Genomic DNA, 24,067 nt, shown 5'->3' with positions numbered 1-24,067 from the left:
CGGAATGCCCTCCCTGCCTTCGTTCTCCAAGGCGGCCGGCCCCCCGCCGTCCGCTCCGCCCAAGCCCACGTGGGACCCCCGGCCGGTCAATGTCCGGCCCTTCCCGTGGCTGCGCCCCACGATCCGGATACGGCTGACGCTGCTGTACGGCGGCATGTTCCTGATGGCCGGCATCGTGCTGCTGACGATCATCTACATGCTGGCCGCGGACGCGCTGCACGACGGCAGCGCGCTGCCGCTGAAGATCCTCGGCGGCAAGTTCCAGTCGACCAGTGACATCTGTGACCTGCCCACCGAGACGTCCGGACAGCTGCTCCAGGAAGCCGTCAACAACTGTCTGCAGCACCAGCGGGCAGTGGCGCTCAACAGCCTCCTCAACCGCTCCCTGCTGGCCCTGCTCGGTCTGACGGTGGTGGCGTTCGCGTTCGGTTATGCGATGGCGGGGCGGGTGTTGTCGCCGTTGGGGCGGATCACGCGGACGGCGCAGCGGGTGGCGGGTTCGGATCTGCATCGGCGGATCGAGCTGGGGGGTCCGGATGATGAGCTGAAGGAGCTGGCGGACACGTTCGATCAGATGCTGGACCGGTTGGACCGGGCGTTCGAGTCGCAGCGGCGGTTCGTGGCGAATGCGTCGCATGAGCTGCGGACGCCGTTGGCGATCAATCGGACGTTGTTGGAGGTGCAGCTGGCCGATCCGGGGGCGTCGCCGGAGCTGGCGCAGCTGGGCAAGACGTTGCTGGCGACCAATGAGCGCAGTGAGCAGTTGGTGGAGGGTCTGCTGTTGTTGGCGCGCAGTGAGAACAAGGTGGTGGACAAGAAGCCGGTCGATCTGTCGGAGGTCGCGGCGCAGGCGGTGGACCAGACGCGGGAGGAGGCGCATGCCAAGGGGGTGGAGCTGCGCGGGGTGCGTCATCAGGTGTTGGTGCAGGGCAATGGTGTGCTGCTGGAGCGGATCGCGTTGAATCTGGTGCAGAACGCGGTGCGCTACAACGTGCCGGAGGAGGGGTGGGTGGAGGTGGTCACCGAGCCGCAGCCGGGGTGTGCGGTGTTGGTGGTGGCCAATACGGGGCCGGTGGTTCCGGCGTATGAGGTGGAGAACCTCTTCGAGCCGTTCCGGCGGCTGCGGACCGAGCGCACGGGCAGTGACAAGGGTGTCGGTCTGGGCCTGTCCATCGTCCGGTCGGTGGTCCGCGCCCACGACGGCACCATCACCGCCCGGCCCCGCGAGGGCGGCGGACTGGTCATGCGGGTCGTCCTGCCGCTCTGATGCAGGCCAGAGGGCGGTTGTACGCCCGCTGGAGCCCCTGTGCGCCCCCATGGGCAGTCGTCGGACATCTGTGCGTACGATCGCTCGTCTCGCGGCCGTACACCGCCTCGCCTCCCGGTTTGACGAGAAGGGGGGTCGGCGTGGATCCTTCGCCGAGTTCGCTTTGCGCGGAATTGAACCGGTCCGCCCGCCGGCCTTTGCGTGTGTGATCCCTCACAGGCGCGAAATTCCGGCCATCTACCCTCTGTGATCAAAATGCCCGCCGGAATGCCGGGGAAGTCCGGGTTTCCGGGGGGCCAGATCACGGGAAGTACAGGTGATGGGCTGCGCGAGGTGCGACATTCGGACCGTGTACGGTCCTGATCGCCATCCAAACCGATCACCTCTTCAGGGGTGCGGTTGGGTGTCGATTGAGTAACAGACCTTGATGTGAGGCAAAATCTCCGCCTCAGGTCGGGCACAAGTCCGGCCTCTCACGCGTTACGAGCGCTGAGACACCGCAGACACCCAGAGGGGGAGAGCGAAAATGGCTACGGATTACGACACCCCACGCAAGACCGACGACGACCTCAACGAGGACAGCATTGAAGAGCTGAAGTCGCGGCGGAACGACAAGTCCGCCTCGGCCGTCGACGTCGACGAGTTCGAGCAGGCCGAGGGCCTGGAGCTGCCGGGCGCTGACCTGTCCAACGAAGAGCTCGCCGTGCGCGTGCTGCCCAAGCAGCAGGACGAGTTCACGTGCATGAGCTGCTTCCTGGTCCACCACCGCAGCCAGCTCGCTGCGGAGGACAAGAACGGGCAGCCGATCTGCCGCGACTGCGCGGCCTGAGACCGGACTGCGCCGTGGCAGGCGTGAACCCGTTCCGTAAGGGACCCAAGGGCGCCGAAGGCCCGGCGGCCGGCGCACGATCACGCGAGGAAACCGCGCCCGTGCCCGCCGACCCGACCGCCCTCCCCGCGGAGCGGACGACCGGTGCACCACAGGAGCGAGGCCGCACGGCCTCGCTCGCGGCCATGCTCGGCCGCGGTGCCGGAAGAGGCGGCGGCAGGGTGCGGGCGGGGCTCGCCGTGGTCGCCGACCGGATCATCGACCTCGCCCCGCGGATCCCGGTCCGCGACCTCGCCACCCTGCGCGCCCAGTTCCCCGGACTGTCCCCCGAGGACCTGGCCGACAAGCTCGTCGCGGGCGCCTGCAAGGGCACCGCCACCGTCGGAGCGGGCGTCGGCGCGGCAGCGATGCTGCCCGTACCGCCCGCCATGCCGGCCGAGCTGGCCGCCGAGGTCACGGGCGTCGCCTCGGTCGAGATCAAGCTGATCGCCGAGCTCCACGAGGTCTACGGCCTGAGGCCCGCGGGCAATTTCCGGCAGCGGGGGATGGCCTATCTGACGTCCTGGACGGAGGAGCGGGGCGTCGAGATCACGAAACCGGCCTCGCTGAACTTCGCCCTCGGTATGCAGATGAGGCGTGAACTGCGCCAGCAGATCATGAAGCGCACGCTGCGCAACCTCCCCAACCTAATCCCGTTCATGATCGGCGCCTCCGTCGGCGCGTTCATGAACCGCAGGGACACCCGGAAACTCGCGGACAAGGTCCGTAAGGACCTGCGCACGAAGCAGGTCCCCTGGGACGCCCTCCCCGACTCCGCCCCGGCCGCCCTGACGGACGGCGAGCGGACCGGAGAACCCCCGCCCCCGGCAGGCGGCTGAAGCAGCCCCCACCGGCCACCGGTCAGGCGCGTACGGCCGCCAGCGCGGCCACCAGCCGCTCCGGCTCCCGCGTCGAGAGATAGGCGTACGGCGTCGGGTCCTGCGGGTCCGTGATCTCCACCCGCACCGCGGTGCGGATGTAGCTGCGCAGCAGCATGAACGCACGGGCATCGGCCTTGTGCGTACGCCACGCCACCGCCTCGTCCGCGTCCAGCACCCGTGCCTCGCCCAGCGCCGTCGCCGGGATCTTCGCGTCGCCGGCGATCAGCGCGCCGCCCACCACCCGGATCCGCGCCGAGCCGTACGCGCTCACCGCCACCGCGGACAGCGCCGCGCCGCCGATCAGTCCGCCGAGCATCGGGAGTGTCCCCAGGGGCAGCAGCATCACAGCACAGGCGACGCCGATCAGCGCGGCGATCACCCACCAGGACCGGGGCGCGGTGAGACGTTCTTCGTACGACTGCATGGCTCCAGCTTGGCACGGCGGCGCGGGCCCGTTACGCGCGCGGGTAGGGTCTGCACTCGTGAGTGGAACTGACGAACCCAGAGCACGGCTGACGCCACCGACGGACGCCGTCGCTCCGGTCCGGCATGCCGAGGCGCCGGCACCCGGAGAACTCCTCGGCGCGCACTACGACCGGTGCTTCGGCTGTGGCACGGGTCAGCCCCACGGTCTGCACCTGGAGGCGCGGGCCGGTGACGCCGTGAGCGTGTCCGCCGAGTTCACCGTCAAGGAGGCCCACCAGGGCGCGCCCGGCCTGGCGCACGGCGGAGTGCTGGCCACCGCGCTGGACGAGACGCTCGGCTCGCTGAACTGGCTGCTGCGGGTGATCGCGGTGACCGGCCGGCTGGAGACCGACTTCGTACGGCCGGTGCCGCTGGGCACCGTGCTGCACCTGGACGCGCGGGTCACCGCCGTGCACGGCAGGAAGATCTACTCGACGGCCGTGGGGCGCATAGGCGGCCCGGACGGCCCGGTCGCGGTGCGCGCCGAGGCCGTCTTCATCGAGGTGAAGGTCGACCACTTCATCGACAACGGAAGGGCCGAGGAGATCCAGGCGGCGATGGCCGACCCGGACCAGGTCAAACGAGCGCGTGCCTTCGAGGTGAACCCGTGAGTCAGGTACGGAATCCGGTGGATGTGCTGCTGCGCCGGCTGGACCCGGAGGTGCCCGTGCCGTCGTACGGGCACCCCGGCGACGCGGGGGTGGATCTGGTGACCACCGAGGCCGCCGAGCTGGCGCCGGGGGAGCGCGCCGTGCTGCCCACCGGGGTGTCGATCGCGCTGCCCGACGGCTACGCGGCCTTTGTGCACCCGCGCTCGGGGCTGGCCGCGCGCTGCGGACTGGCGCTGGTGAATGCCCCCGGGACGGTGGATGCCGGGTACCGTGGAGAGATCAAGGTGATCGTGGTCAATCTGGATCCGCGCGACAGCGTGCGGTTCGAACGATTCGACCGGATCGCCCAACTGGTCGTCCAGCAGGTCGAGAAGGTGCGCTTCCACGAGGTGGCGGAACTTCCCGGCTCGGCGCGGGCCGAGGGGGGATTCGGTTCCACCGGCGGTCATGCGGCGGTGGGCGGCTCCACGGGCGGGAATGAATACGCATCGGTCGGTGCCGACCGGGAAGGACAGTGACGTGTTCGGACGTCGCAAGAAGAACGAGGCTCCTGAAGAGTCGGCCAAGGACACCGCGCTCACCGACGAGCGAGCGGTGAGCGACGCCGACGAGGACGAGGCGGCGCAGCAGCGGCTCAGTCTTCCGCCCGCACCGCGTCCCGACGGTCCCTGGGACGCGTCGGAGGTCTCCGAGCCCGGCGAGGGCCGGGTGGACCTCGGCGGGCTGTTCGTGCCCGGTGTCGAGGGCATGGAACTCCGGGTGGAGGTCGCCGGTGACGCCATCGTCGCCGCGACCGTGGTGCTGCAGGACAGCGCCGTACAGCTGCAGGCCTTCGCCGCTCCCAAGAACGAGGGGATCTGGGGCGAGGTGCGCGAGGAGATCGCCTCCGGCATCACCCAGCAGGGCGGGGTCATCGACGAGGTCGAGGGCCCGCTGGGCTGGGAGCTGCGCGCCCAGGTACCCGTACAGCTGCCGGACGGCACCAACGGGGTGCAGGTCGTGCGCTTCATCGGTGTCGACGGCCCGCGGTGGTTCCTGCGTGGTGTGATCTCCGGCCAGGGCGCGGTGCAGCCGCAGGCCGCGGGCGTGCTGGAGCACATCTTCCGGGACACCGTGATCATCCGCGGCGATGCCCCGATGGCGCCCCGCGACCCGATCGTCCTGAAGCTGCCGGACGACGCCCAGATGGTGCCGGACGGTGTGCAGCAGGAGCCGGTCGAGCAGTCGCGCTTCGGCGGCGGTGTGGAGCGTCTGGAGCGCGGACCGGAGATCACCGAGATCCGCTGACACCATCCGGCCGCCGGGCGGCGGGAAGGCACCCGGCGACGGCCGGATCACGACGGTCACAAGGGCCCGTACTCCCCGATGGGGGGTGCGGGCCCTTCCGTTTGTGCAGGTCAGGTCGGGATGCGTAAGAAAGCCGTCAACGGAGCGCTAATGGCCGTAAGGGAGGCGTCAACGGCGGTCACGCGGGGCGGGAAGGGCGCTTTGCTCTAGGGGTCCTGTCCGCCCGTCCATAGAGGAGCACACGATGGCCGACGCGGCCTTCGTCGTCGTCACGATCGCGGTCTTCGCGCTGGTGGCTCTCGTCGCCAAGGGGGTGGCGAAGCTGTGACCGTCGAAAACATCGTCGGCCTGGTCGTGGCCGTCGCCCTGCTCGGCTATCTGATCCTCGCCCTCGTCTTCCCGGAGAGGTTCTGAGGTGTCGACTGCCGCTGCCGCAGCGGGCCACATGAGCCCCGTTCTCGCAGGCGTGCTCCAGCTGACCGCGCTTGTCGCGGCGCTGGCCCTGGTGTACCGCCCCCTCGGCGACTACATGGCCGCCGTCTACAGCTCCCCCAAGCACCTCCGTGCCGAGAAGGTCATCTACCGCTGCATCGGCGCCAATGCGGACGCCCGGATGCGCTGGCCGGCCTACCTGCGCAGCGTCCTGGCGTTCTCCGCGGCGGGCGTGCTCCTCCTCTACCTGCTGCAGCGTCTCCAGGGCGGGATGCCGATGTCCCTCGGCTTCGCGTCGATCAGCCCGGACCAGGCGTTCAACACGGCGGCCTCCTTCGTCGCCAACACCAACTGGCAGTCCTACAGCGGCGAGCAGGCCATGGGCCACGTCGTACAGACCGCCGGTCTCGCGGTGCAGAACTTCGTCTCCGCCGCCACCGGCATGGCCGTCGCCATCGCCCTCGTCCGCGGTTTCGCCCTCACCCGGGGAATCGGCTCCGCCCGAGCAGGGGGCACGCCCATACGGGCGGGCGAGCTCGGCAACTTCTGGGCCGACCTGGTCCGCGGCACCGTGCGGGTACTCGTCCCGATCGCCGTCATCGGCGCCGTCGTCCTGGTCGCCTGCGGCGCCATCCAGAACTTCTCCGGCATCCATGAGGTCGGCCAGTTCATGGGCGGCTCCCAGCAGACCAACGGCGGTGCGGTCGCCTCCCAGGAGGTCATCAAGGAACTCGGCACCAACGGGGGCGGCTACTTCAACGCCAACTCCGCCCACCCCTTCGAGAACCCCGACGCCTTCACCAACCTCTTCGAGATCTTCCTGATCCTCGTCATCCCCTTCGCGCTGACCCGCACCTTCGGCAAGCTCGTCGGGAACGTGAGGCAGGGCTACGCCGTCCTCGCCGCGATGGGCGTCATCTGGCTCGGCTTCACGGCGCTGATGCTGTGGACCGAGTTCGCCCACGGCGGCCCGGCCCTGCAGGCCGCGGGCGCCGCCATGGAAGGCAAGGAGACCCGTTTCGGGGTCGGCGGCTCCTCGATCTTCTCGGTGGCCACCACCCTCACCTCCACCGGCGCGGTCAACTCCTTCCACTCCTCGTTCACGGCCTTCGGCGGGGGCATCCAGCTGCTCGGCATGATGCTGGGCGAGATCGCCCCCGGCGGTGTCGGCTCCGGCCTCTACGGCATGCTCGTGATGGCGGTCATCGCGGTGTTCATCGCCGGACTGATGGTGGGCCGCACGCCCGAGTACCTCGGCAAGAAGATCGGCACCCGCGAGATCAAGCTCGCCGCCTGCTTCATCCTCGTCACCCCGACACTGGTGCTCGGCTTCACCGCCGCCTCGATGGTGCTGCCGGACGCACTGGGCTCGATGCTCAACACCAAGGCGCTGGGCGCCGGTTCGCACGGCTTCTCCGAGGTGTTGTACGCCTTCACCTCCGGCGCCAACAACAACGGCTCCGCGTTCGGCGGCCTCAACGCCAACACCCCCTGGTACAACACCACGATCGGTCTGGCGATGCTGCTCGGCCGCTTCCTGCCGATGGTGTTCGTGCTCGCACTGGCCGGCTCGCTCGCCGAGCAGCGGCCCGTCCCGGTGACCGCCGGCACCCTCCGTACCGAGAAGCCGCTCTTCGCCGGGCTGCTCGTCGGCACGATCCTGATCATCACCGGTCTGACCTACTTCCCGGCGCTGGCCCTCGGGCCCCTGGCGGAGGGTCTGTCATGACCGCCCCCGTGAAACCGGAGGAGCCCGGCTCCATGTCCACCGTCACACCGACGCGCGCTCCGCACCAGGACGTCCCCAGCGGGCACCAGCCCGGCGACGGCCGGGTGGGCGGCGGTCTCTTCGACCCCCAGCAGTTGATCAAGTCCTTCCCGGACGCGCTGCGCAAGCTCGACCCACGGGTGATGGCCAAGTCCCCCGTGATGTTCGTGGTCGAGGTCGGCTCCGTACTGACCACGGTCTTCGCCTGCACCTCCCCGTCGGACTGGTTCGGCTGGGCGATCGCCCTCTGGCTGTGGCTGACCGTCATCTTCGCCAACCTGGCGGAGGCGGTCGCCGAGGGCCGCGGCAAGGCGCAGGCCGACACCCTGCGCAAGGCCAAGACCGACACGGTGGCGCGTCGGCTGAACGGGGACGCCGAGGAGCAGGTGCCCGGCACCGCGCTGCGCATCGGTGACCTGGTCGTCTGCGAGGCCGGTGACATCATCCCCGGTGACGGTGATGTCGTCGAAGGCGTCGCGTCCGTCGACGAGTCCGCGATCACGGGCGAATCGGCCCCGGTCATCCGCGAGTCCGGCGGTGACCGCTCCGCGGTGACGGGCGGCACGAAGGTGCTCTCCGACCGCATCGTCATCAAGATCACGACGAAGCCCGGCGAGACCTTCATCGACCGGATGATCAACCTCGTCGAGGGCGCCGCACGGCAGAAGACCCCCAACGAGATCGCGCTGAACATCCTGCTCGCGTCGCTCACCATCGTCTTCCTGCTGGCGGTCGTCACCCTCCAGCCGTTCGCGATCTACGCGGGCGCCGAACAGCCCATGATCGTGCTGCTCGCCCTGCTGGTCTGTCTGATTCCGACGACCATCGGTGCACTGCTCTCGGCCATCGGCATCGCCGGTATGGACCGGCTGGTGCAGCGCAACGTCCTGGCCATGTCCGGCCGCGCCGTCGAAGCCGCAGGCGATGTATCGACATTGCTGCTCGACAAGACCGGCACCATCACCCTCGGCAACCGCCAGGCCGCCGAGCTCGTCCCCGTACGCGGCACCACGGAGGCCGAGGTCGCGGACGCCGCCCAACTGTCCTCACTGGCCGACGAGACCCCCGAGGGCCGCTCCATCGTCGTCCTCGCCAAGGAGAAGTACGGTCTCCGTGAGCGCCATCAGGGCGAGCTGGAGCACGCCGAGTGGATCGCCTTCACCGCCCAGACCCGGATGTCGGGTGTGGACGTCGACGGGCGCAAGGTCCGTAAGGGCGCGTCCGGTTCGGTCCTCGCCTGGGTCAAGGAGCGCGGCGGCACGGTCGCCGAGGACGCCCAGCAGCTCACCGACGCGATCTCGCAGGCCGGCGGCACCCCGCTGCTGGTCGCCCTGGAGGACGAGAGCGGCCCCCGTGTCCTGGGAGTCATCCACCTCAAGGACGTCGTCAAGGACGGGATGCGCGAACGCTTCGTCGAGCTGCGCAAGATGGGCATCAAGACCGTCATGATCACGGGTGACAACCCGCTGACCGCCAAGGCCATCGCCGACGAGGCGGGCGTGGACGACTTCCTCGCTGAGGCCACGCCCGAGGACAAGATGGCGCTCATCAAGCGTGAGCAGGCCGGCGGCAAGCTGGTCGCGATGACCGGCGACGGTACCAACGACGCCCCCGCGCTGGCGCAGGCGGACGTCGGGGTGGCCATGAACACCGGCACCTCGGCCGCCAAGGAGGCCGGGAACATGGTGGACCTGGACTCCAACCCGACCAAGCTCATCGAGATCGTCGAGATCGGCAAGCAACTGCTGATCACCCGGGGTGCGCTGACCACCTTCTCCATCGCCAACGACGTCGCGAAGTACTTCGCGATCATCCCGGCCATGTTCGCGGTGGCCTATCCGGGCCTGGACACCCTCAACATCATGCGGCTGTCCAGCCCCAACTCCGCGATCCTCTCGGCGATCATCTTCAACGCGCTGATCATCGTCGCCCTGGTGCCGCTCGCCCTCAAGGGCGTGCGGTACCGCCCCGTCAGCGCCGACAAGATGCTGCGACGCAACCTGGCGGTCTACGGACTCGGTGGCCTGATCGCCCCCTTCATCGGCATCAAACTCATCGACCTGCTGCTCTCTCTCCTCCCCGGAATCGGGTGACCGCCGTGAACAACTCCGTACGCAACACCGCCCGGTTGATCGGGGCGGGCCTGCGCGCCCTGCTCGTACTGACCGTGGTCTGCGGCGTCCTCTACCCGCTGGTGGTCACCGGAGTGGCGCAGGCGGCGTTCCCCCATAAGGCCAACGGTTCCGAGGTCAGCCACCAGGGCAAGGTCATCGGCTCCTCGCTGATCGGCCAGCGCTACGACAAGGGCAAGGACAAGGACGGCAATCCCGTCCCCGACCTGAGGTACTTCCAGCCGCGCCCCTCGGCGGGACTGGGCAGCAACAAGGCCAACGGCGTCAACACCCAGTACGATCTCCAGGTCTCCGGCGCCTCCAACCTGGGCGCCACCAACACCGACCTCATCAAGGCGGTGAAGGAGCGCAGACAGTGGGTCTCCGCCACGTACGGAGTCCCCGAGTCGAAGGTCCCGGCGGACGCCGTCACCTCCTCCGGCTCCGGCCTCGACCCGGACATCTCCCCGGTCTACGCCCAACTGCAGACCGCCACGGTCGCCCGGCGGAACCACCTCCCCGCCGGCACGGTGGACAAGCTGGTCAAGGAACACACCGACGGACGCACCCTCGGCTTCCTGGGGGAGCCACGGGTGAACGTCCTGGAGCTGAACATCGCGCTGAAGGAACTGGTGCGGAGCGAAGGCAAGGGCTGAGCGCGGGTGACGGAGCGCGGGCGCGGCTGAGCCGGCCGGTGCGGGGCGGCAGTGCTGCGCCGGATCGATGGTCGCGTTGCCGCTGCGCGCCACGAAGGGGCGGCCCCGGGGAGACTTCCCGGGGCCGCTCTGCCTTTCCTGCGAGGGGTGTCGGGGGTGTCGGCGAACCGCCGTTGTGTGCAGGGTGACTGACGAGGTCTCAACCTCTTCGTCGGCTGGGAGACCTTGACCCACGTGGAGAACCCGGGCTGAGTTGGGGCTGATGCGGAGCTGGTCCGGACCGGTCCGGGGGCGTGAGGCGGAGCCGTCCGAGAGTTATCCACAGGCGTTGCCTGCCGAAGCGCGCGGTACGCATACTGACGCCACCGGCAGGCAACCCGAGGTCCGCAGACAGGGGCGGTCAAGGTGTAGGCAGGCCGGGGTAGTTGGCGCGGCAGGGTTTGTTCGAGAGCGGTGGCCGGCCCGGCGCGGGGGAAGCGGTGTGTGAACGGAGTGGGGGATCAGACCATGAATGGCGGGGGAAGCGCGTCGGGCGAGAGCCGACGCAGGAGCAGGGCCCGGAACGAGGCGCACGAGGCGCACGAGGCGCACGAGGCGCCGGGGGAGGGGACGAGGACGGGAGTGGCGGTCGCCGGTCCGCCGGCGGCCGGCCCGATGGTCGTCGTCGAGGACCTGCACCGCAGCTACGGCATCGATGCCGGCGCCGTACATGCCCTGCGCGGGGTGTCCTGCAGCGTCCCGAGGGGCGAACTGGTCGCCCTGCGCGGCCGTTCCGGATCGGGCAAGACGACCCTTCTCAACCTCATCGGGGGCCTGGACACCCCAGACTCCGGACGGATCACCGTCGACGGGACACCGCTGGCCGACCTCGGCGAGAGCGGGCTGCTGGAGATGCGCCGCGACCGCATAGGGTTCGTCTTCCAGTCGTTCGGGCTGATACCGATACTCAGCGCCGCGGAGAACGTCGGGGTGCCGCTGCGGCTGCGCAGGGTGCCACCGCGCGAGCGTGAGGACCGCGTCGCGCTCCTGCTGTCCTTGGTGGGCCTGTCCGACCATGCCGAGCAGCGGCCCGGCGAACTCTCCGGCGGTCAGCAGCAGCGTGTGGCCATCGCCCGCGCGCTCGCCAACCGGCCCGCCCTGCTCATAGCCGACGAGCCGACCGGGCAACTGGACGCCGAGACCGGCATGGAGGTGATGGACCTGCTGCGCGCCGTCGTCCGCAGCGAGGGCGTCACGGCCCTGGTGGCCACCCACGACGCCAACCTCCTGGGCCTGGCCGACCGCGTCCTGGAGCTGAGCGATGGCGTGATCACGGAGGCGGGTGCGGGGCCGGGGGTGGGGTGAGGTGGGGGAGGGGAGGGCCCCGCCCCGGGGGGCATCCCACTCCGCCCCGGGGCGCCCCACCCAGCCCCCAGCCCACTCCACCCAGCCCCCAGCCCACCCAGCCCACGCCGACGCCCCCACCCGCCCCTCCCGGGTCTCACCAGACGTCGCCGTCGCGCCAGTCGCAGGTGAGGTCGGTGTCGAGGTCGAGCGGGGTGGCCGCGGTCGGCAGGACGTAGATGCAGCCGTCCTCGTCGGCGGTGCGCTGGATGCCGTCCGGGGTGAGTGCCCAGGAGCGGCCGCGCCACCGCTGCCAGCCACGGGCCGCGTAGAAGGCCGCGGCTTCGTCGGCGGCGCCGAGCGCGCCGAGGTCGTAGCCGCTGCGCACCACCCGCTCCAGGGCGTCCATCAGGGCCGCGCCATGGCCGCGGCCGCGCCGGTCCGCGCGTACGCCGACGCCCTCCACATATCCGCAGCGCAGGGCCCGGCCGTCGTGCAGCAGGCGTCGTTGGACGACGGACGCATGGCCGATCAGTTCGCCGTCCTCGTGGATCAGGGCGTGCAGTCCGCCGAGTGAGTGTTCCCAGTCCTCCGCGGTCATGTCGTCGAAGACGTCGTAGAGGAGGGTGCGGGCCGCCTTGAGGGTGGCGGCGTCCAGGTCGGCGGTGTGGGCGATGCGTACGTCGGTCATGCGGGGCGTCGTCAGATGTGCCTCGGTCATGTGGGGCATCGTTGCAGGCGGCCGGTGGCCGAGCGACGGCATATTCCGGCCATGGTCCACACCTTCCCCGGGGGCATTCGGTGTCAGGGAAGCGTCAGAGAAGGCGTCTTGGGCTGGTGTGCCTCCGCCCCGGCCGGTGTCATGGGGGCATGACCGGGCGATCTGCGCCGCCGGGGCAGCCGCCGCCCGGCGGCGCGTGGTGTGCGCCGTCCGGGTCCGGCCCGTCAGCCGGACGCGCGGCGGGCGTCGCGTACCTCTTCGCGCGGCGCCCGCCTGCATGTGCCCGTACGGGGCGCGCCCCGGCCGCATCGACTTCGCGGCCGGCCGTTCCACCTCATCCACATCCCTGGGCCGGCTCCCCCTGACCCGCCGCCCCAGCCCGATTGGCGCCACTCGACGTGCCACCTCACGCATCCGACCGCGGCCACCTGACGCGCTGACTCACCACCTCGCTCGCCGTCATCCGATGCGCCACCCCACGGACCCGACCGCGGTCACCCGACGCGACATCCCACGCACCCACATCCCACGCACCCACGCCCCACGCACCCACACCCCACCCCCCCCGTATCAGAGTCGCGTCAAGACCCGCCCCGAAGCAGTCAACTGCACCTTTTGTCCCCTTGTTCGGTCGGTAGGGTCGCAGCAGGTTCAGCCCGGTGGGGGCGGCCTTCACGTAAGACAATGGGGCCATGGCACGCGGCAAGCTACGGATATATCTCGGCGCGGCACCGGGCGTCGGCAAGACGTACGCGATGCTGTCCGAGGCGCACCGGCGTGTGGAGCGGGGGACGGATGTCGTCGTGGCGTTCGTCGAGCACCACGACAGGCCCCGTACGGAGGTCATGCTGCACGGGCTGGAGCAGATCCAGCGCCGGGAGCTGGAGTACCGCGGCACGGTTTTCACCGAAATGGACGTGGACGCGGTCCTGGAGCGCGGGCCGGCCGTGGCGCTGGTCGACGAGCTGGCGCACACCAATGTTCCCGGCTCGCGCAACGGCAAGCGCTGGCAGGACATCGAGGAGCTGCTGGAAGCCGGGATCCATGTGATCTCGACGGTGAACATCCAGCATCTGGAGTCGCTCGGGGATGTCGTCGAGTCCATAACGGGTGTGCGGCAGCGCGAGACCGTACCGGACGAGATCGTCCGCCGGGCCGATCAGATCGAGCTGGTCGACATGTCGCCCCAGGCGATCCGCCGTCGTATGGCGCACGGCAACATCTACCAGCCCGACAAGGTGGACGCCGCGCTGTCCAACTACTTCCGGCCGGGCAACCTCACGGCGCTGCGCGAGCTGGCGCTGCTGTGGGTCGCCGACCGGGTGGACGAGTATCTGCAGGAGTACCGCGCGGAGCATTCGATCCGCTCCACCTGGCAGGCGCGGGAGCGCATCGTCGTCGGACTGACCGGCGGGCCGGAGGGGCGCACGCTGATCCGCCGCGCGGCCCGGATGGCGGCCAAGGGATCGGGCAGCGAGGTGCTCGCCGTCTACATAGCGCGCAGCGACGGGCTGACCTCGGCCTCGCCCAAGGAACTCGCCGTCCAGCGCACCCTGGTGGAGGACCTCGGCGGGACGTTTCATCACGTCATCGGCGACGACATACCGAGCGCACTGCTGGAGTTCGCGCGGGGGGTCAACGCCACCCAGATCGTGCTGGGCTCCAGTCGCCGCAAGGCCTGGCAGTACATCTTCGGGCCGGGGGTGGGCGCGACGGTCGCCCGCGAGTCCGGGCCCGATCTCGATGTGCACATCGTCACCCATGACGAGGTCGCCAAGGGCCGGGGGCTGCCGGTGGCGCGCGGTGCGCGGCTGGGGCGGACCCGGATCATCGCCGGCTGGCTCGTCGGCGTCGTCGGACCCGTCCTGCTCTCGCTGCTGCTGACGAGCATGGCGAACGGACCCGGCCTGGCCAACGACGTCCTGCTCTTCCTCTTCCTGACGGTCGTCGCCGCGCTGCTCGGCGGGCAGCTGCCGGCGCTGGCGTCGGCCGCGGTCGGCTCGCTGCTGCTGAACTTCTACTTCACCCCGCCCACCCACACCCTCACGGTCAGCGACCCCCAGAACCTCGTCGCCATCGTGATCTTCTTCGCGGTGGCCGTCTCGGTCGCCTCCGTAGTGGATCTCGCCGCCCGCCGCACCCATCAGGCCGCCAGGCTGCGCGCCGAGTCGGAGATCCTGTCCTTCCTCGCGGGCAGTGTGCTGCGCGGTGAGACGACCCTGGACGCCCTGCTGGAGCGGGTACGCGAGACCTTCGGGATGGAGACGGTGGCGCTGCTGGAGCGGGCCGGCGATGTCGAGCCGTGGACCTGTGCGGGCCGGGCCGGTACGGATCACGGCAAGCCGCTGCTGCGCCCCGAGGACGCCGATGTCGACATGCCCGTGGGCGACCACATGGCGCTGGCGCTGACCGGCCGGGTACTGCCCGCCGAGGACCGCCGGGTGCTGGCCGCGTTCGCCGCCCAGGCCGCCGTCGTCCTGGACCGGCAGCGGCTGGTGGGCGAGGCGGAGCGGGCCCGGGAGCTGGCCGAGGGCAACCGCATCAGGACCGCGTTGCTGGCCGCCGTCAGCCATGACCTGCGGACCCCGCTGGCGAGCATCAAGGCCTCCGTCACCTCCCTGCGCTCCGACGACGTCGCCTGGTCCCAGGAGGACGAGGCGGAGCTGCTGGCCGGCATCGAGGCGGGCGCCGACCGGCTGGACCATCTCGTCGGCAATCTTCTGGACATGTCCCGGCTGCAGACCGGCACGGTCACCCCGCTGATCCGGGAGATCGACCTCGACGAGGTGGTGCCGATGGCGCTCGGCGGCGTCCCGGAGGGCAGCGTCACCCTCGACATCCCCGAGGAGCTGCCGATCGTCGCCGTCGATCCGGGGCTGCTGGAACGCGCGGTCGCCAATCTCGTCGAGAACGCCGTGAAGTACAGCCCAGACGGTGCGGCGGTGCTGGTTTCGGCCAGTGCGCTCGGCGACCGGGTGGAGCTGCGCATCGCCGACCGCGGCCCGGGGGTGCCGGACAGCGCCAAGGACCGGATCTTCGAGCCCTTCCAGCGCTACGGTGACGCTCCGCGCGGTGCCGGGGTGGGCCTGGGACTGGCCGTGGCGCGCGGTTTCGCGGAGGCGATGAGCGGCACGCTCGCCGCCGAGGACACCCCCGGAGGCGGGATGACCATGGTCCTGACCCTCCGGGCCGCGCCCGGCCGCCCGCCGGCCAGGCCCGATCTTCCCGCCCAGGCCACCACATGAGCCGGGCCGCACGGAGCCCCCTCATCCCACGCCCGGCGGGCCCGGCCCGCCGGGAGACGACACCACGAGGAGAACGCCAGTGAACCGGGTGCTTGTGGTCGATGACGAGCCGCAGATCGTGCGCGCCCTCGTGATCAACCTGAAGGCGCGCAAGTACGAGGTCGACGCCGCCCCCGACGGGGCCACCGCCCTCAAACTCGCCGCCGCCCGCCACCCCGATGTCATCGTCCTTGACCTCGGCCTGCCCGATATGGACGGGGTCGAGGTGATCAAGGGGCTGCGGGGCTGGACACGGGTGCCGATCCTGGTGCTCTCCGCCCGGCAGACCTCCGACGAGAAGGTGGAGGCGCTGGACGCGGGCGCGGACGACTACGTCACCAAGCCGTTCGGCATGGACGAGCTGCTGGCCCGGCTACGGGCGGCGGTGCGCCGGGCCGAGCCGACCGGGCCGGCCGAGGACGAGGTGATCGTGGAGACGGAAGGTTTCTCCGTCGATCTCGCCGCGAAGAAGGTCAACCGCGGCGGCCGGGACATCCGGCTGACCCCCACCGAGTGGCATCTGCTGGAGGTCCTGGTCCGCAACGCGGGCCGGCTGGTCAGCCAGAAGCAGCTGCTCCAGGAGGTCTGGGGCCCCTCGTACGGCACCGAGACCAACTATCTGCGGGTGTACATGGCCCAGCTCCGCCGCAAGCTGGAGAGCGACCCCTCGCATCCGAAGCACTTCATCACGGAGCCGGGGATGGGCTACCGGTTCGAGCAGTAGCGCCGGCGGCCGGACGCGGGTTGTTCGGTGGGGACGAACTCCGTGTGCGGGCCGTGATCCCGGGACCCGGCCACCGGTACGCTGGGGCCATGAGTGCTGGGACCCGATCCGAGAAGCCGGCCGGACGCTTCCGCCGGCTGCTCGACAGGCTGTCCTCCTCCGAGGAGGAGCTGCAGTCCGCCGAGCTGCAACAGGATGCGCAGGACGCGGGATGCACCCGTATCTGCGACTGTGACGACCGGCAGATAGTGAAGGTCACCGGCACCCTGCGGCATGTCACGCTGCGGCCACGCGCCGGTGTGCCCGCACTCGAGGCGGAGCTGTTCGACGGCACCGCCGCGCTCGACGTGGTGTGGCTCGGACGCCGCTCCATCGTCGGGATAGAGCCGGGCCGCAAGCTCATCGCCTCGGGCCGGGTCTCGTTGAGCCATGGACGCCGGGTGCTCTTCAATCCGAAGTACGAACTCCGACCGCTCGGACAGGAGTAGCCGGTGACGTCTTACGACCGACCGACCACTGACGCGCACGCCGACCACGACGCCTCCGCAGGAACCTCATCCGCCTCGCCCGACCCGGGCGCCGACGGAGCCGCCGACGGCAGGCAGGTGACCGAGGCGGCGCTGTTCGAGGCGTTCGGCGGGGTGCGCGGCATGGTGGAGACCGTCGCCCCCGGCCTGCTGTTCGTCACGATCTTCACGATCAACAAGGACCTGCACCTCTCGGCGATCGCCGCGCTGGCCGTCTCGCTGGTGCTGGCAGCCGCCCGCCTGATCCGCAAGGACACCGTCAAGCACGCCTTCAGCGGCGTCTTCGGGGTGGCCTTCGGCGTGGTCTTCGCGATGATGACCGGCAACGCCAAGGACTTCTATCTGCCGGGCATGCTCTACACCCTCGGGCTGGCCTTCGCCTACATCCTCACCACGCTCGCCGGCGTCCCGCTGATCGGGCTGATCCTGGGACCGGTGTTCAAGGAGAACCTCTCCTGGCGCACCCGCAACCCGGGCCGGAAGAAGGCCTACGCGAAGGCCAGCTGGGCCTGGGGGCTGATCCTGCTCGGCAAGTGCGCGATCCTCTTCCCGCTGTACTGGTGGGCGGACACCACCCAGCTCGGCTGGGTACTGATCGCGCTGAAGATCCCACCGTTCCTGCTGGCGGTCTATCTCACCTGGGTCTTCCTGGCGAAGGCGCCGGCGCCGATCGATGTCTTCGCGGAGATGGAGGCGAAGGAGAAGGCCGAGCAGGAGGCCGAGGAGCGGCGCCGCGGCGAGCGCGAGACGCTCGACCGGGCCGCCGTCGACCTCCCTCCGGATCTGACGGCCGGGAGCGCCGCGGAGGCCGCCACGGAGCGTCCGCGCGGACCGCGCCACCGCCGCTGACAGCAGGCACCCACACGAACGCCGGGGCCCGGGAACCGCTTGGTTCCCGGGCCCCGGCGTCGTTATCACCGGCGGGTGCGCCCCGGCGCCGGACGGCTGCCCGGGCGCCCCCGCCGGCCGGCGCTACGCGTCCTCGCGCCGCACCGACAGCAGATCCTCCAGCTGCTCCTCGCGCGACTGCGCCGCCACGAACAGCAGCTCGTCGCCGGCCTCCAGCGCGTCCTCCTTGTTGGGCGTGAGCACCCGCGTACCGCGGATGATCGTGACCAGGGAGGTGTCCTCGGGCCACTCGACATCGCCGACCCGGGTACCGGCCAGCGCGGCCTCCGGGGGCAGCGTCAGCTCGACGAGGTTGGCGTCACCGTGGCTGAAGCGCAGCAGCCGTACGAGATCGCCGACGCTCACCGCCTCCTCGACCAGGGCCGACATCAGACGCGGTGTGGAGACCGCGACATCGACGCCCCAGGACTCGTTGAACAGCCACTCGTTCTTCGGGTTGTTGACCCGCGCGACCACCCGCGGCACGCCGTACTCGGTCTTGGCGAGCAGCGAGACGACGAGGTTGACCTTGTCGTCGCCGGTCGCCGCGATGACGACGTTGCAGCGCTGCAGCGCCGCCTCGTCGAGCGAGGTGATCTCGCAGGCGTCGGCCAGCAGCCACTCCGCCAGCGGCACCCGCTCGACCGAGATGGCGGTCGGCGCCTTGTCGATCAGCAGGATCTCGTGACCGTTCTCCAGCAGCTCGCCCGCGATGGAACGGCCCACCGCGCCCGCGCCCGCGATTGCGACCCTCATGCGTGCGCCCCCTCAGGACCCGTGGCGAATGCCGCTTCGACCTTCTCGACCTCGTCGGTGCGCATCATCACGTGCACCAGGTCGCCTTCCTGCAGCACCGTCTGCGAGGTCGGCAGCATGGCCTCGCCCAGTCGGGTGAGGAAGGCGACGCGGACGCCGGTCTCCTCCTGCAGGGTGCTGATCTTGTGCCCCACCCAGGAGGCGGCGGTGTGCACCTCTGCGAGCTGGACGCCGCCGCTCGGGTCGCGCCACAGCGGTTCGGCGCCCGACGGCAGCAGCCGGCGCAGCATCTGGTCGGCCGTCCAGCGGACGGTGGCGACGGTGGGGATGCCCAGGCGCTGGTAGACCTCGGCGCGGCGAGGGTCGTAAATACGGGCCGCGACATTCTCGACACCGAACATCTCGCGGGCCACCCGGGCGGCGATGATGTTCGAGTTGTCACCACTGGAGACGGCCGCGAAGGCACCCGCCTCCTCGATACCGGCCTCGCGCAGAGTGTCCTGGTCGAAGCCGACGCCGGTCACCCGGCGGCCGCCGAAGGACGAGCCCAGGCGGCGGAACGCGGTCGGGTCCTGGTCGACCACCGCGATGGTGTGACCCTGGCTCTCCAGGGTCTGCGCGAGCGCGGAGCCCACCCGCCCGCACCCCATGATGACGATGTGCATGCTGATTACCCCGTGCCCTGTACTAGCGCGCTGACCTGCACAAACACCCTGCTCACTACCTTCTTCTCCCAGTACCGGCGACACGAGGCCACGGCTCGTGACAGGACCGGGTGCGTCTGCGGGAGCGCCGGGCGCACCGTGGTCCGGTACAACCGTAGCCGTAATGGCGGTTCCGGTAGGGGGCGCGGTGGGCAGTGGTCCACAGCGGATCCGCACCGCCGGTGCGACGGCATCCCGCGCCGGGCTGCGCCGCGCCGGGCCCGTAAGGCACGCTACGAGGTGTGCCCAACCTGCCTCTCCAGCCCCAACAGGGCTCCTACATCTCGCACATGGTGGTCTGCGGTGACGATGCGCTGGCCCATCGTCTGGCCGCCGAACTCCGGGACGTCTACGGCGAACGGGTGACGCTCGTCGTCCCCTCCGCCCGGGAGCCGCACCGCCCCCGCATTCCGCCGCCGGCCCGCGCGCTCGGCCGGGCCGGCGCGCTGCTGGGCCGGATGTCGGCGGCGATGGTGCGTCCGTCGTCGCCGGGGTCCGAGGCGCCCGGGGACGGTGCGGAGCCACCGGAGGAGACGGTACGGATCCTGGAGGCGGCACAGCCGGACGACGCGGCACTGCGCGAGGCCGGCATCGCCGGGGCGGGCGCGCTGGCACTGGTCTACGACGACGATGAGCTCAACATCCATGCCGCGTTGCGCGCCCGCCGTCTCAACCCCCGGCTGCGGCTGGTCATCCGGCTCTACAACCGCAAACTCGGCCAGCATCTGGAGGAGTTGCTCGACCAGGCGGCGGCGGTCGCCGCGCTGGACTTAGAAGAGGGCGGGGACGCGCAGGGCGTCGACGCCTCCACGACCGTGCTGTCCGACGCCGACACCGTGGCCCCCGCGCTGGCGGGCGCCGCGGTCGCCGGCACCAGCAAGGTCATCGAGGCGGACGGGCTGCTGCTACGGGCCACGGAGCGTACGCCGGTGCCGCCCGGCCGGCCCGGCGACCCCGGGTTGTGCACCCTGGCGCTGCTCTCCGCGTCCGCCAACGACCCGGCGGACGCGCCCGGTTCGGCGTCCGGTGACGAGGGGCCCGTCCTCCTGCCGGACGATGCCGCGGCCGCGGCCGCCGTCGGCTGCGGCACCGTCGTCCTGGAGACCGTCTCCTATACGGGCCGGCCGGTACGCCGCCGATGGCTCCGTGGCCGGGGCGCCCCGCTCGCGTCCCTCTTCTCCCGGCGGCTGCGCTGGTCCCTGGCCGGGGTCGTCGGTGCGGTCCTGGCGCTGGCCGTCGCATCCTCCCTGACCATGGGCGAGGACCCGGTGCACGCCGTCTACCTCTCGCTGCTGGACCTCTTCGCGATCAACGAGCCGGCGATCAACGATCCGGCGCCCCGCAAGGTGCTGCAGCTGCTGTCCGGACTGACCGGGCTGTTGCTGCTGCCGGTGCTGGTCGCGGCGGCGTTCGAGGGGCTCGGCACCTTCCGCAGCGCCTCGGCGCTGCGCCGTCCGCCGCGCGGGCTGTCGGGCCATGTGGTGCTGCTGGGCCTCGGCAAGGTCGGCACCCGGGTACTGGCGCGGCTGCACGAGATGGGCATCCCCGTGGTGTGCATCGAGGGGGACCCGGAGGCACGGGGCGTTGCCCTGGCCCGCCGGCTACGGGTGCCGACCGTCCTGGGGGACGTCACACAGGAAGGCGTCCTGGAATCCGCAATGATCGACCGTGCGGCCACTCTGCTCGCCCTGACCAGCGAGGACACCACGAATCTGGAGGCCGCTCTCTACGCCCGTTCGGTCAGTCCCCGGCTACGGGTGACACTGCGGCTGTTCGACGACCGGTTCGCCACCGCCGTCTACCGCACCCTGCGCGCCGCGCACCCGGGGGCGCTGACCCGCAGCCGGAGCGTCACCTACCTGGCCGCGCCCGCCTTCGCCGGCGCGATGATGGGGCGCCAGATCCTCGGGGCCATTCCGGTCGAGCGCCGGGTCCTGCTGATCGCCCGGGTGGAGGCACGGGGCCATGCCGCGCTGGAGGGCCGTACGGTCGCCGAGGTGCTCCGGCCGGGGCGGCTGCGGGTGCTGGCGGTCGACACCTCCGCACCCGACGACCCGGAGCCGGACGCCGCGGGTACCGCCGCCGCGCCCCCGCCGGCCGAGGAGCGCACCCTGGCGCAGCTGGTGCACGAGCTCGGCGACGACTATGTCCTGCGGCCGCAGGACCGGGTGCTGCTGGTCGCCACCCGGCAGGGGCTGGGCGACCTGCACGTCCGTAACCCGCCGGCGGCCGCGGCCCGGCCGAGCAGCGTCCGGCAGGAGTGACCGCGCCCGGCAGGAGCGGCCGGGGGCGGGACCGATCCCCGCCGGCCGACGCCGCGGCGCCCACCACACGCCCGGCCACGAGGGCCCCTGCCCACCCGCCCCCGACCGCTCCGCCACCTCGCTGTGATACCGCCGTCGCGCCCTGTGACGGCACCGGCCTCCCCGTGACGAATGCCACGAAGGCGCCCTGACAGCGTCCTCGCGGCGCCCTGGCGGGGGCGTGACGTGCGCGTGACGTGCGGATCCTGTGGAGGCGTGGCCTGTGGTGCGCCCCTCAGCAGGCCGGACGCGCCCCGGCCGCCCCGCTCTGCTCCTCCTCGCCGCAGACCGTGCGGGGAGCGGGTGGGCGCAGACCTTGACGAAGGCTTAGCATCCTCTGCGTGTCCAAACTGACCGACGTGCCCAAACGGATCTTGATCGGGCGCGCACTGCGCAGCGACAAGCTCGGGGAAACCCTGCTTCCCAAGCGCATCGCACTCCCCGTCTTCGCCTCCGACCCGCTGTCCTCCGTGGCCTATGCGCCGGGCGAGGTGCTGCTCGTCCTGTCCGTCGCGGGTGTGTCTGCGTACAGCTTCAGCCCCTGGATCGCGGTCGCGGTCGTGGTGCTGATGTTCACCGTCGTCGCGTCGTACCGGCAGAACGTGCACGCCTACCCGAGCGGCGGCGGCGACTACGAGGTGGCCAACACCAACCTCGGTCCCAAGGCCGGTCTCACCGTCGCCAGCGCCCTGCTCGTCGACTATGTGCTGACCGTCGCCGTCTCCATCTCCTCCGGAGTGGAGAACCTGGGCTCCGCGATCCCGTTCGTCGTCGAGCACAAGACCCTGTGCGCGATCGGCATCATCGTGCTGCTGACGCTGATGAACCTGCGCGGCGTCAAGGAATCGGGCAAGCTCTTCGCGATCCCGACCTATGTCTTCGTGGCCGGCGTCTTCATCATGATCATCTGGGGTGTGATCCGCGGCGCCGTCATGGGCGACACCATGAAGGCCCCCACCGCCGACTACACCATCCACGCCGAGCAGGGCGGCCTGGCCGGCTTCGCCCTGATCTTCCTGATGCTGCGCGCCTTCTCCTCCGGCTGTGCCGCGCTCACCGGCGTCGAGGCGATCTCCAACGGTGTGCCGGCCTTCCGCAAGCCGAAGTCCAAGAACGCCGCGACCACCCTGGCCCTCATGGGCGGGCTGGCCGTCACCATGTTCTGCGGCATCATCGGCCTGGCGATGGCCACCAACGTCCGGATGGCCGAGACCCCCGCCAAGGACCTGCTCGACCACGGCAAGCCGGTCGGCGCCGACTACACCCAGAACCCGGTCATCTCGCAGGTGGCCGAGGCGGTCTTCGGCAAGGGCAGCCTGCTGTTCGTCGTGCTCGCCGCCGCCACCGCGCTGGTGCTGTTCCTGGCCGCCAACACCGCCTACAACGGCTTCCCGCTGCTCGGCTCGATCCTCGCCCAGGACCGCTATCTGCCGCGCCAGCTGCACACCCGCGGCGACCGCCTGGCGTTCTCCAACGGCATCGTCCTGCTGGCCGGCGCCGCCGCGGTCCTGGTCTACCTCTACGGTGCGGACTCCACCCGCCTCATCCAGCTCTACATCGTCGGCGTCTTCGTCTCCTTCACGCTCAGCCAGATCGGCATGGTCCGTCACTGGAACCGCCATCTGATCACCGAGAAGGACCCCGCCAAGCGCCGCCGTATGCACCGCTCGCGCGCCATCAACGCCTTCGGCGCCTTCTTCACCGGCCTGGTCCTCGTGGTCGTCCTCCTGACGAAGTTCACCCACGGTGCCTGGGTCGCCCTGCTCGGCATGGTCATCTTCTTCGTGACGATGTCCGCGATCCGCCGCCACTACGACCGGGTCGCCGACGAGATCGCCGCCGAGGACACCCCCGACGACGATGTGGTCCGCCCCTCCCGGGTGCACTCCCTCGTCCTGGTCTCCAAGGTGCACAAGCCCACCCTGCGCGCCCTGAACTACGCCAAGCTGATGCGCTCCGACACCCTCGAAGCGGTCAGCGTGGACGTCGACCAGGCCGACACCAAGGCCCTGCGGGAGGAGTGGGAGCGCCGCGGCATCGAGGTGCCGCTGAAGGTCCTGGCCTCCCCGTACCGCGAGATCACCCGGCCGATCATCGACTATGTGAAGTCGCTGCGCCGGCAGAGCCCGCGCGCCGCCGTCTCCGTCTACATCCCGGAGTACGTCGTCGGCCACTGGTACGAACACCTCCTCCACAACCAGTCCGCACTCCGCCTCAAGGGACGCCTCCTCTTCACCCCCGGCGTCATGGTCACCTCCGTGCCCTGGCAGCTGGACTCCTCCGAGGCCGCCAAGAAGCGCGCCCGCAAGCGCGCCGAGTGGAACGCTCCGGGCGCGGTCCGCCGCGGCCCGGTCGCCCAGCCGAAGAAGGAAAAGGCAGCCACCACGAAGTAGCGGCTGCCATGGGGCGAGAGGGCGGGGCGCCGCCGGTGCCCCGCCCGGGGGCGGTGGCCGTGCCGGGGCGACGGCGGGCGTGCCGGCCGGGCGGGCCT

21 protein-coding genes are annotated in these 24,067 nt (G+C 70.8%); 17 read left to right on the top strand and 4 right to left on the bottom strand.

What is annotated here, in order from left to right:
- Window positions 1-4 precede the first annotated feature (4 nt).
- The 3 genes from SLV14N_RS10040 (at window position 5) to SLV14N_RS10030 (ending at window position 2,974) form a co-directional block, all read left to right on the top strand.
- Window positions 5-1,267 (top strand): cell wall metabolism sensor histidine kinase WalK, encoded by a 1,263-nt coding sequence (locus SLV14N_RS10040; protein WP_263269073.1) that lies wholly within the window; start codon window positions 5-7, stop codon window positions 1,265-1,267.
- A gap of 526 nt (window positions 1,268-1,793) precedes the next feature.
- Window positions 1,794-2,096 carry a DUF4193 domain-containing protein gene (locus SLV14N_RS10035; protein WP_003982531.1) on the top strand — a complete coding sequence of 101 codons (303 nt, stop codon included), beginning with the start codon at window positions 1,794-1,796 and terminating at the stop codon, window positions 2,094-2,096.
- A gap of 101 nt (window positions 2,097-2,197) precedes the next feature.
- Window positions 2,198-2,974, top strand: a complete 777-nt coding sequence (locus tag SLV14N_RS10030) for a hypothetical protein (protein ID WP_208680649.1) — start codon at window positions 2,198-2,200, stop codon at window positions 2,972-2,974.
- A 22-nt stretch (window positions 2,975-2,996) separates the two neighbouring features.
- Here the strand turns inward: SLV14N_RS10030 and SLV14N_RS10025 are convergent, their stop codons facing one another.
- Window positions 2,997-3,440: a DUF3093 domain-containing protein gene (locus SLV14N_RS10025; RefSeq protein ID WP_208680648.1), complete on the bottom strand. Its 444-nt coding sequence runs from the start codon at window positions 3,438-3,440 to the stop codon at window positions 2,997-2,999.
- Window positions 3,441-3,498: 58 nt separating this feature from the next.
- Here SLV14N_RS10025 and SLV14N_RS10020 point away from each other — a divergent pair, with 58 nt between their 5' ends.
- From SLV14N_RS10020 to SLV14N_RS09985, 8 genes are all read left to right on the top strand, one after another.
- Window positions 3,499-4,092 carry a PaaI family thioesterase gene (locus tag SLV14N_RS10020; protein WP_263269072.1) on the top strand — a complete coding sequence of 198 codons (594 nt, stop codon included), beginning with the start codon at window positions 3,499-3,501 and terminating at the stop codon, window positions 4,090-4,092.
- The gene (dut, locus tag SLV14N_RS10015) at window positions 4,089-4,610 is read left to right on the top strand and encodes a dUTP diphosphatase (protein WP_208680646.1); all 522 of its coding nucleotides are present in this window, start codon (window positions 4,089-4,091) and stop codon (window positions 4,608-4,610) included. The genes SLV14N_RS10020 and dut overlap by 4 nt, the downstream gene beginning before the upstream one ends.
- Window position 4,611: 1 nt before the next feature.
- Complete coding sequence (locus SLV14N_RS10010; RefSeq protein WP_208680645.1) at window positions 4,612-5,379, top strand: DUF3710 domain-containing protein; 768 nt, start codon at window positions 4,612-4,614, stop codon at window positions 5,377-5,379.
- Window positions 5,380-5,703: 324 nt separating this feature from the next.
- Entirely contained in the window at window positions 5,704-5,793 is a 90-nt protein-coding gene (gene kdpF, locus SLV14N_RS10005) for a K(+)-transporting ATPase subunit F (protein ID WP_116214304.1), read from the top strand.
- Window positions 5,794-5,824: 31 nt separating this feature from the next.
- Window positions 5,825-7,540: a potassium-transporting ATPase subunit KdpA gene (gene kdpA / locus SLV14N_RS10000; protein WP_208687805.1), complete on the top strand. Its 1,716-nt coding sequence runs from the start codon at window positions 5,825-5,827 to the stop codon at window positions 7,538-7,540.
- 32 nt (window positions 7,541-7,572) lie between these two features.
- Complete coding sequence (gene kdpB / locus SLV14N_RS09995; protein ID WP_263269071.1) at window positions 7,573-9,672, top strand: potassium-transporting ATPase subunit KdpB; 2,100 nt, start codon at window positions 7,573-7,575, stop codon at window positions 9,670-9,672.
- Entirely contained in the window at window positions 9,669-10,346 is a 678-nt protein-coding gene (kdpC, locus tag SLV14N_RS09990; RefSeq protein WP_263269070.1) for a potassium-transporting ATPase subunit KdpC, read from the top strand. Before kdpB ends, kdpC begins: the two co-directional genes overlap by 4 nt.
- A gap of 654 nt (window positions 10,347-11,000) precedes the next feature.
- Entirely contained in the window at window positions 11,001-11,690 is a 690-nt protein-coding gene (locus tag SLV14N_RS09985) for an ABC transporter ATP-binding protein (protein ID WP_259670736.1), read from the top strand.
- A 136-nt stretch (window positions 11,691-11,826) separates the two neighbouring features.
- Here the strand turns inward: SLV14N_RS09985 and SLV14N_RS09980 are convergent, their stop codons facing one another.
- Complete coding sequence (locus SLV14N_RS09980; protein WP_259670219.1) at window positions 11,827-12,390, bottom strand: GNAT family N-acetyltransferase; 564 nt, start codon at window positions 12,388-12,390, stop codon at window positions 11,827-11,829.
- A gap of 692 nt (window positions 12,391-13,082) precedes the next feature.
- Between SLV14N_RS09980 and SLV14N_RS09975 the strand changes: the two genes are divergently transcribed.
- The 4 genes from SLV14N_RS09975 (at window position 13,083) to SLV14N_RS09960 (ending at window position 17,774) form a co-directional block, all read left to right on the top strand.
- Window positions 13,083-15,635 (top strand): sensor histidine kinase KdpD, encoded by a 2,553-nt coding sequence (locus tag SLV14N_RS09975; RefSeq protein WP_208680642.1) that lies wholly within the window; start codon window positions 13,083-13,085, stop codon window positions 15,633-15,635.
- A gap of 79 nt (window positions 15,636-15,714) precedes the next feature.
- A complete protein-coding gene (locus tag SLV14N_RS09970) occupies window positions 15,715-16,398 on the top strand; it encodes a response regulator (protein ID WP_018093578.1) in 684 nt (227 codons plus the stop codon).
- Window positions 16,399-16,487: 89 nt separating this feature from the next.
- On the top strand, window positions 16,488-16,886 hold the full coding sequence (locus SLV14N_RS09965) for an OB-fold nucleic acid binding domain-containing protein (RefSeq protein WP_018093579.1): 399 nt from the start codon (window positions 16,488-16,490) through the stop codon (window positions 16,884-16,886).
- 3 nt (window positions 16,887-16,889) lie between these two features.
- The gene (locus tag SLV14N_RS09960; RefSeq protein ID WP_208680641.1) at window positions 16,890-17,774 is read left to right on the top strand and encodes a DUF3159 domain-containing protein; all 885 of its coding nucleotides are present in this window, start codon (window positions 16,890-16,892) and stop codon (window positions 17,772-17,774) included.
- 123 nt (window positions 17,775-17,897) lie between these two features.
- Here SLV14N_RS09960 and SLV14N_RS09955 read toward each other — a convergent pair whose 3' ends face one another.
- Together SLV14N_RS09955 and SLV14N_RS09950 are read right to left on the bottom strand one after the other, a co-directional pair.
- Window positions 17,898-18,569 carry a TrkA family potassium uptake protein gene (locus SLV14N_RS09955; RefSeq protein ID WP_030088864.1) on the bottom strand — a complete coding sequence of 224 codons (672 nt, stop codon included), beginning with the start codon at window positions 18,567-18,569 and terminating at the stop codon, window positions 17,898-17,900.
- Window positions 18,566-19,234: a TrkA family potassium uptake protein gene (locus SLV14N_RS09950; RefSeq protein ID WP_018093582.1), complete on the bottom strand. Its 669-nt coding sequence runs from the start codon at window positions 19,232-19,234 to the stop codon at window positions 18,566-18,568. Before SLV14N_RS09950 ends, SLV14N_RS09955 begins: the two co-directional genes overlap by 4 nt.
- Before the next feature lie 329 nt (window positions 19,235-19,563).
- On the opposite strand from SLV14N_RS09950, the gene SLV14N_RS09945 reads away from it, so the two are divergent.
- Complete coding sequence (locus SLV14N_RS09945) at window positions 19,564-21,537, top strand: NAD(P)-binding protein (RefSeq protein WP_208687802.1); 1,974 nt, start codon at window positions 19,564-19,566, stop codon at window positions 21,535-21,537.
- Window positions 21,538-21,917: 380 nt separating this feature from the next.
- Complete coding sequence (locus SLV14N_RS09940) at window positions 21,918-23,969, top strand: APC family permease (protein ID WP_208680640.1); 2,052 nt, start codon at window positions 21,918-21,920, stop codon at window positions 23,967-23,969.
- Window positions 23,970-24,067 lie beyond the last annotated feature (98 nt).

Origin of the sequence: Streptomyces sp. Je 1-4 4N24, assembly GCF_026239515.1 — a bacterium.
GTDB lineage: Bacteria > Actinomycetota > Actinomycetes > Streptomycetales > Streptomycetaceae > Streptomyces > Streptomyces nigrescens.
The sequence above is the reverse complement of the archived record's forward strand: the minus strand, read 5'-3'. Positions and strand labels throughout refer to the sequence as shown.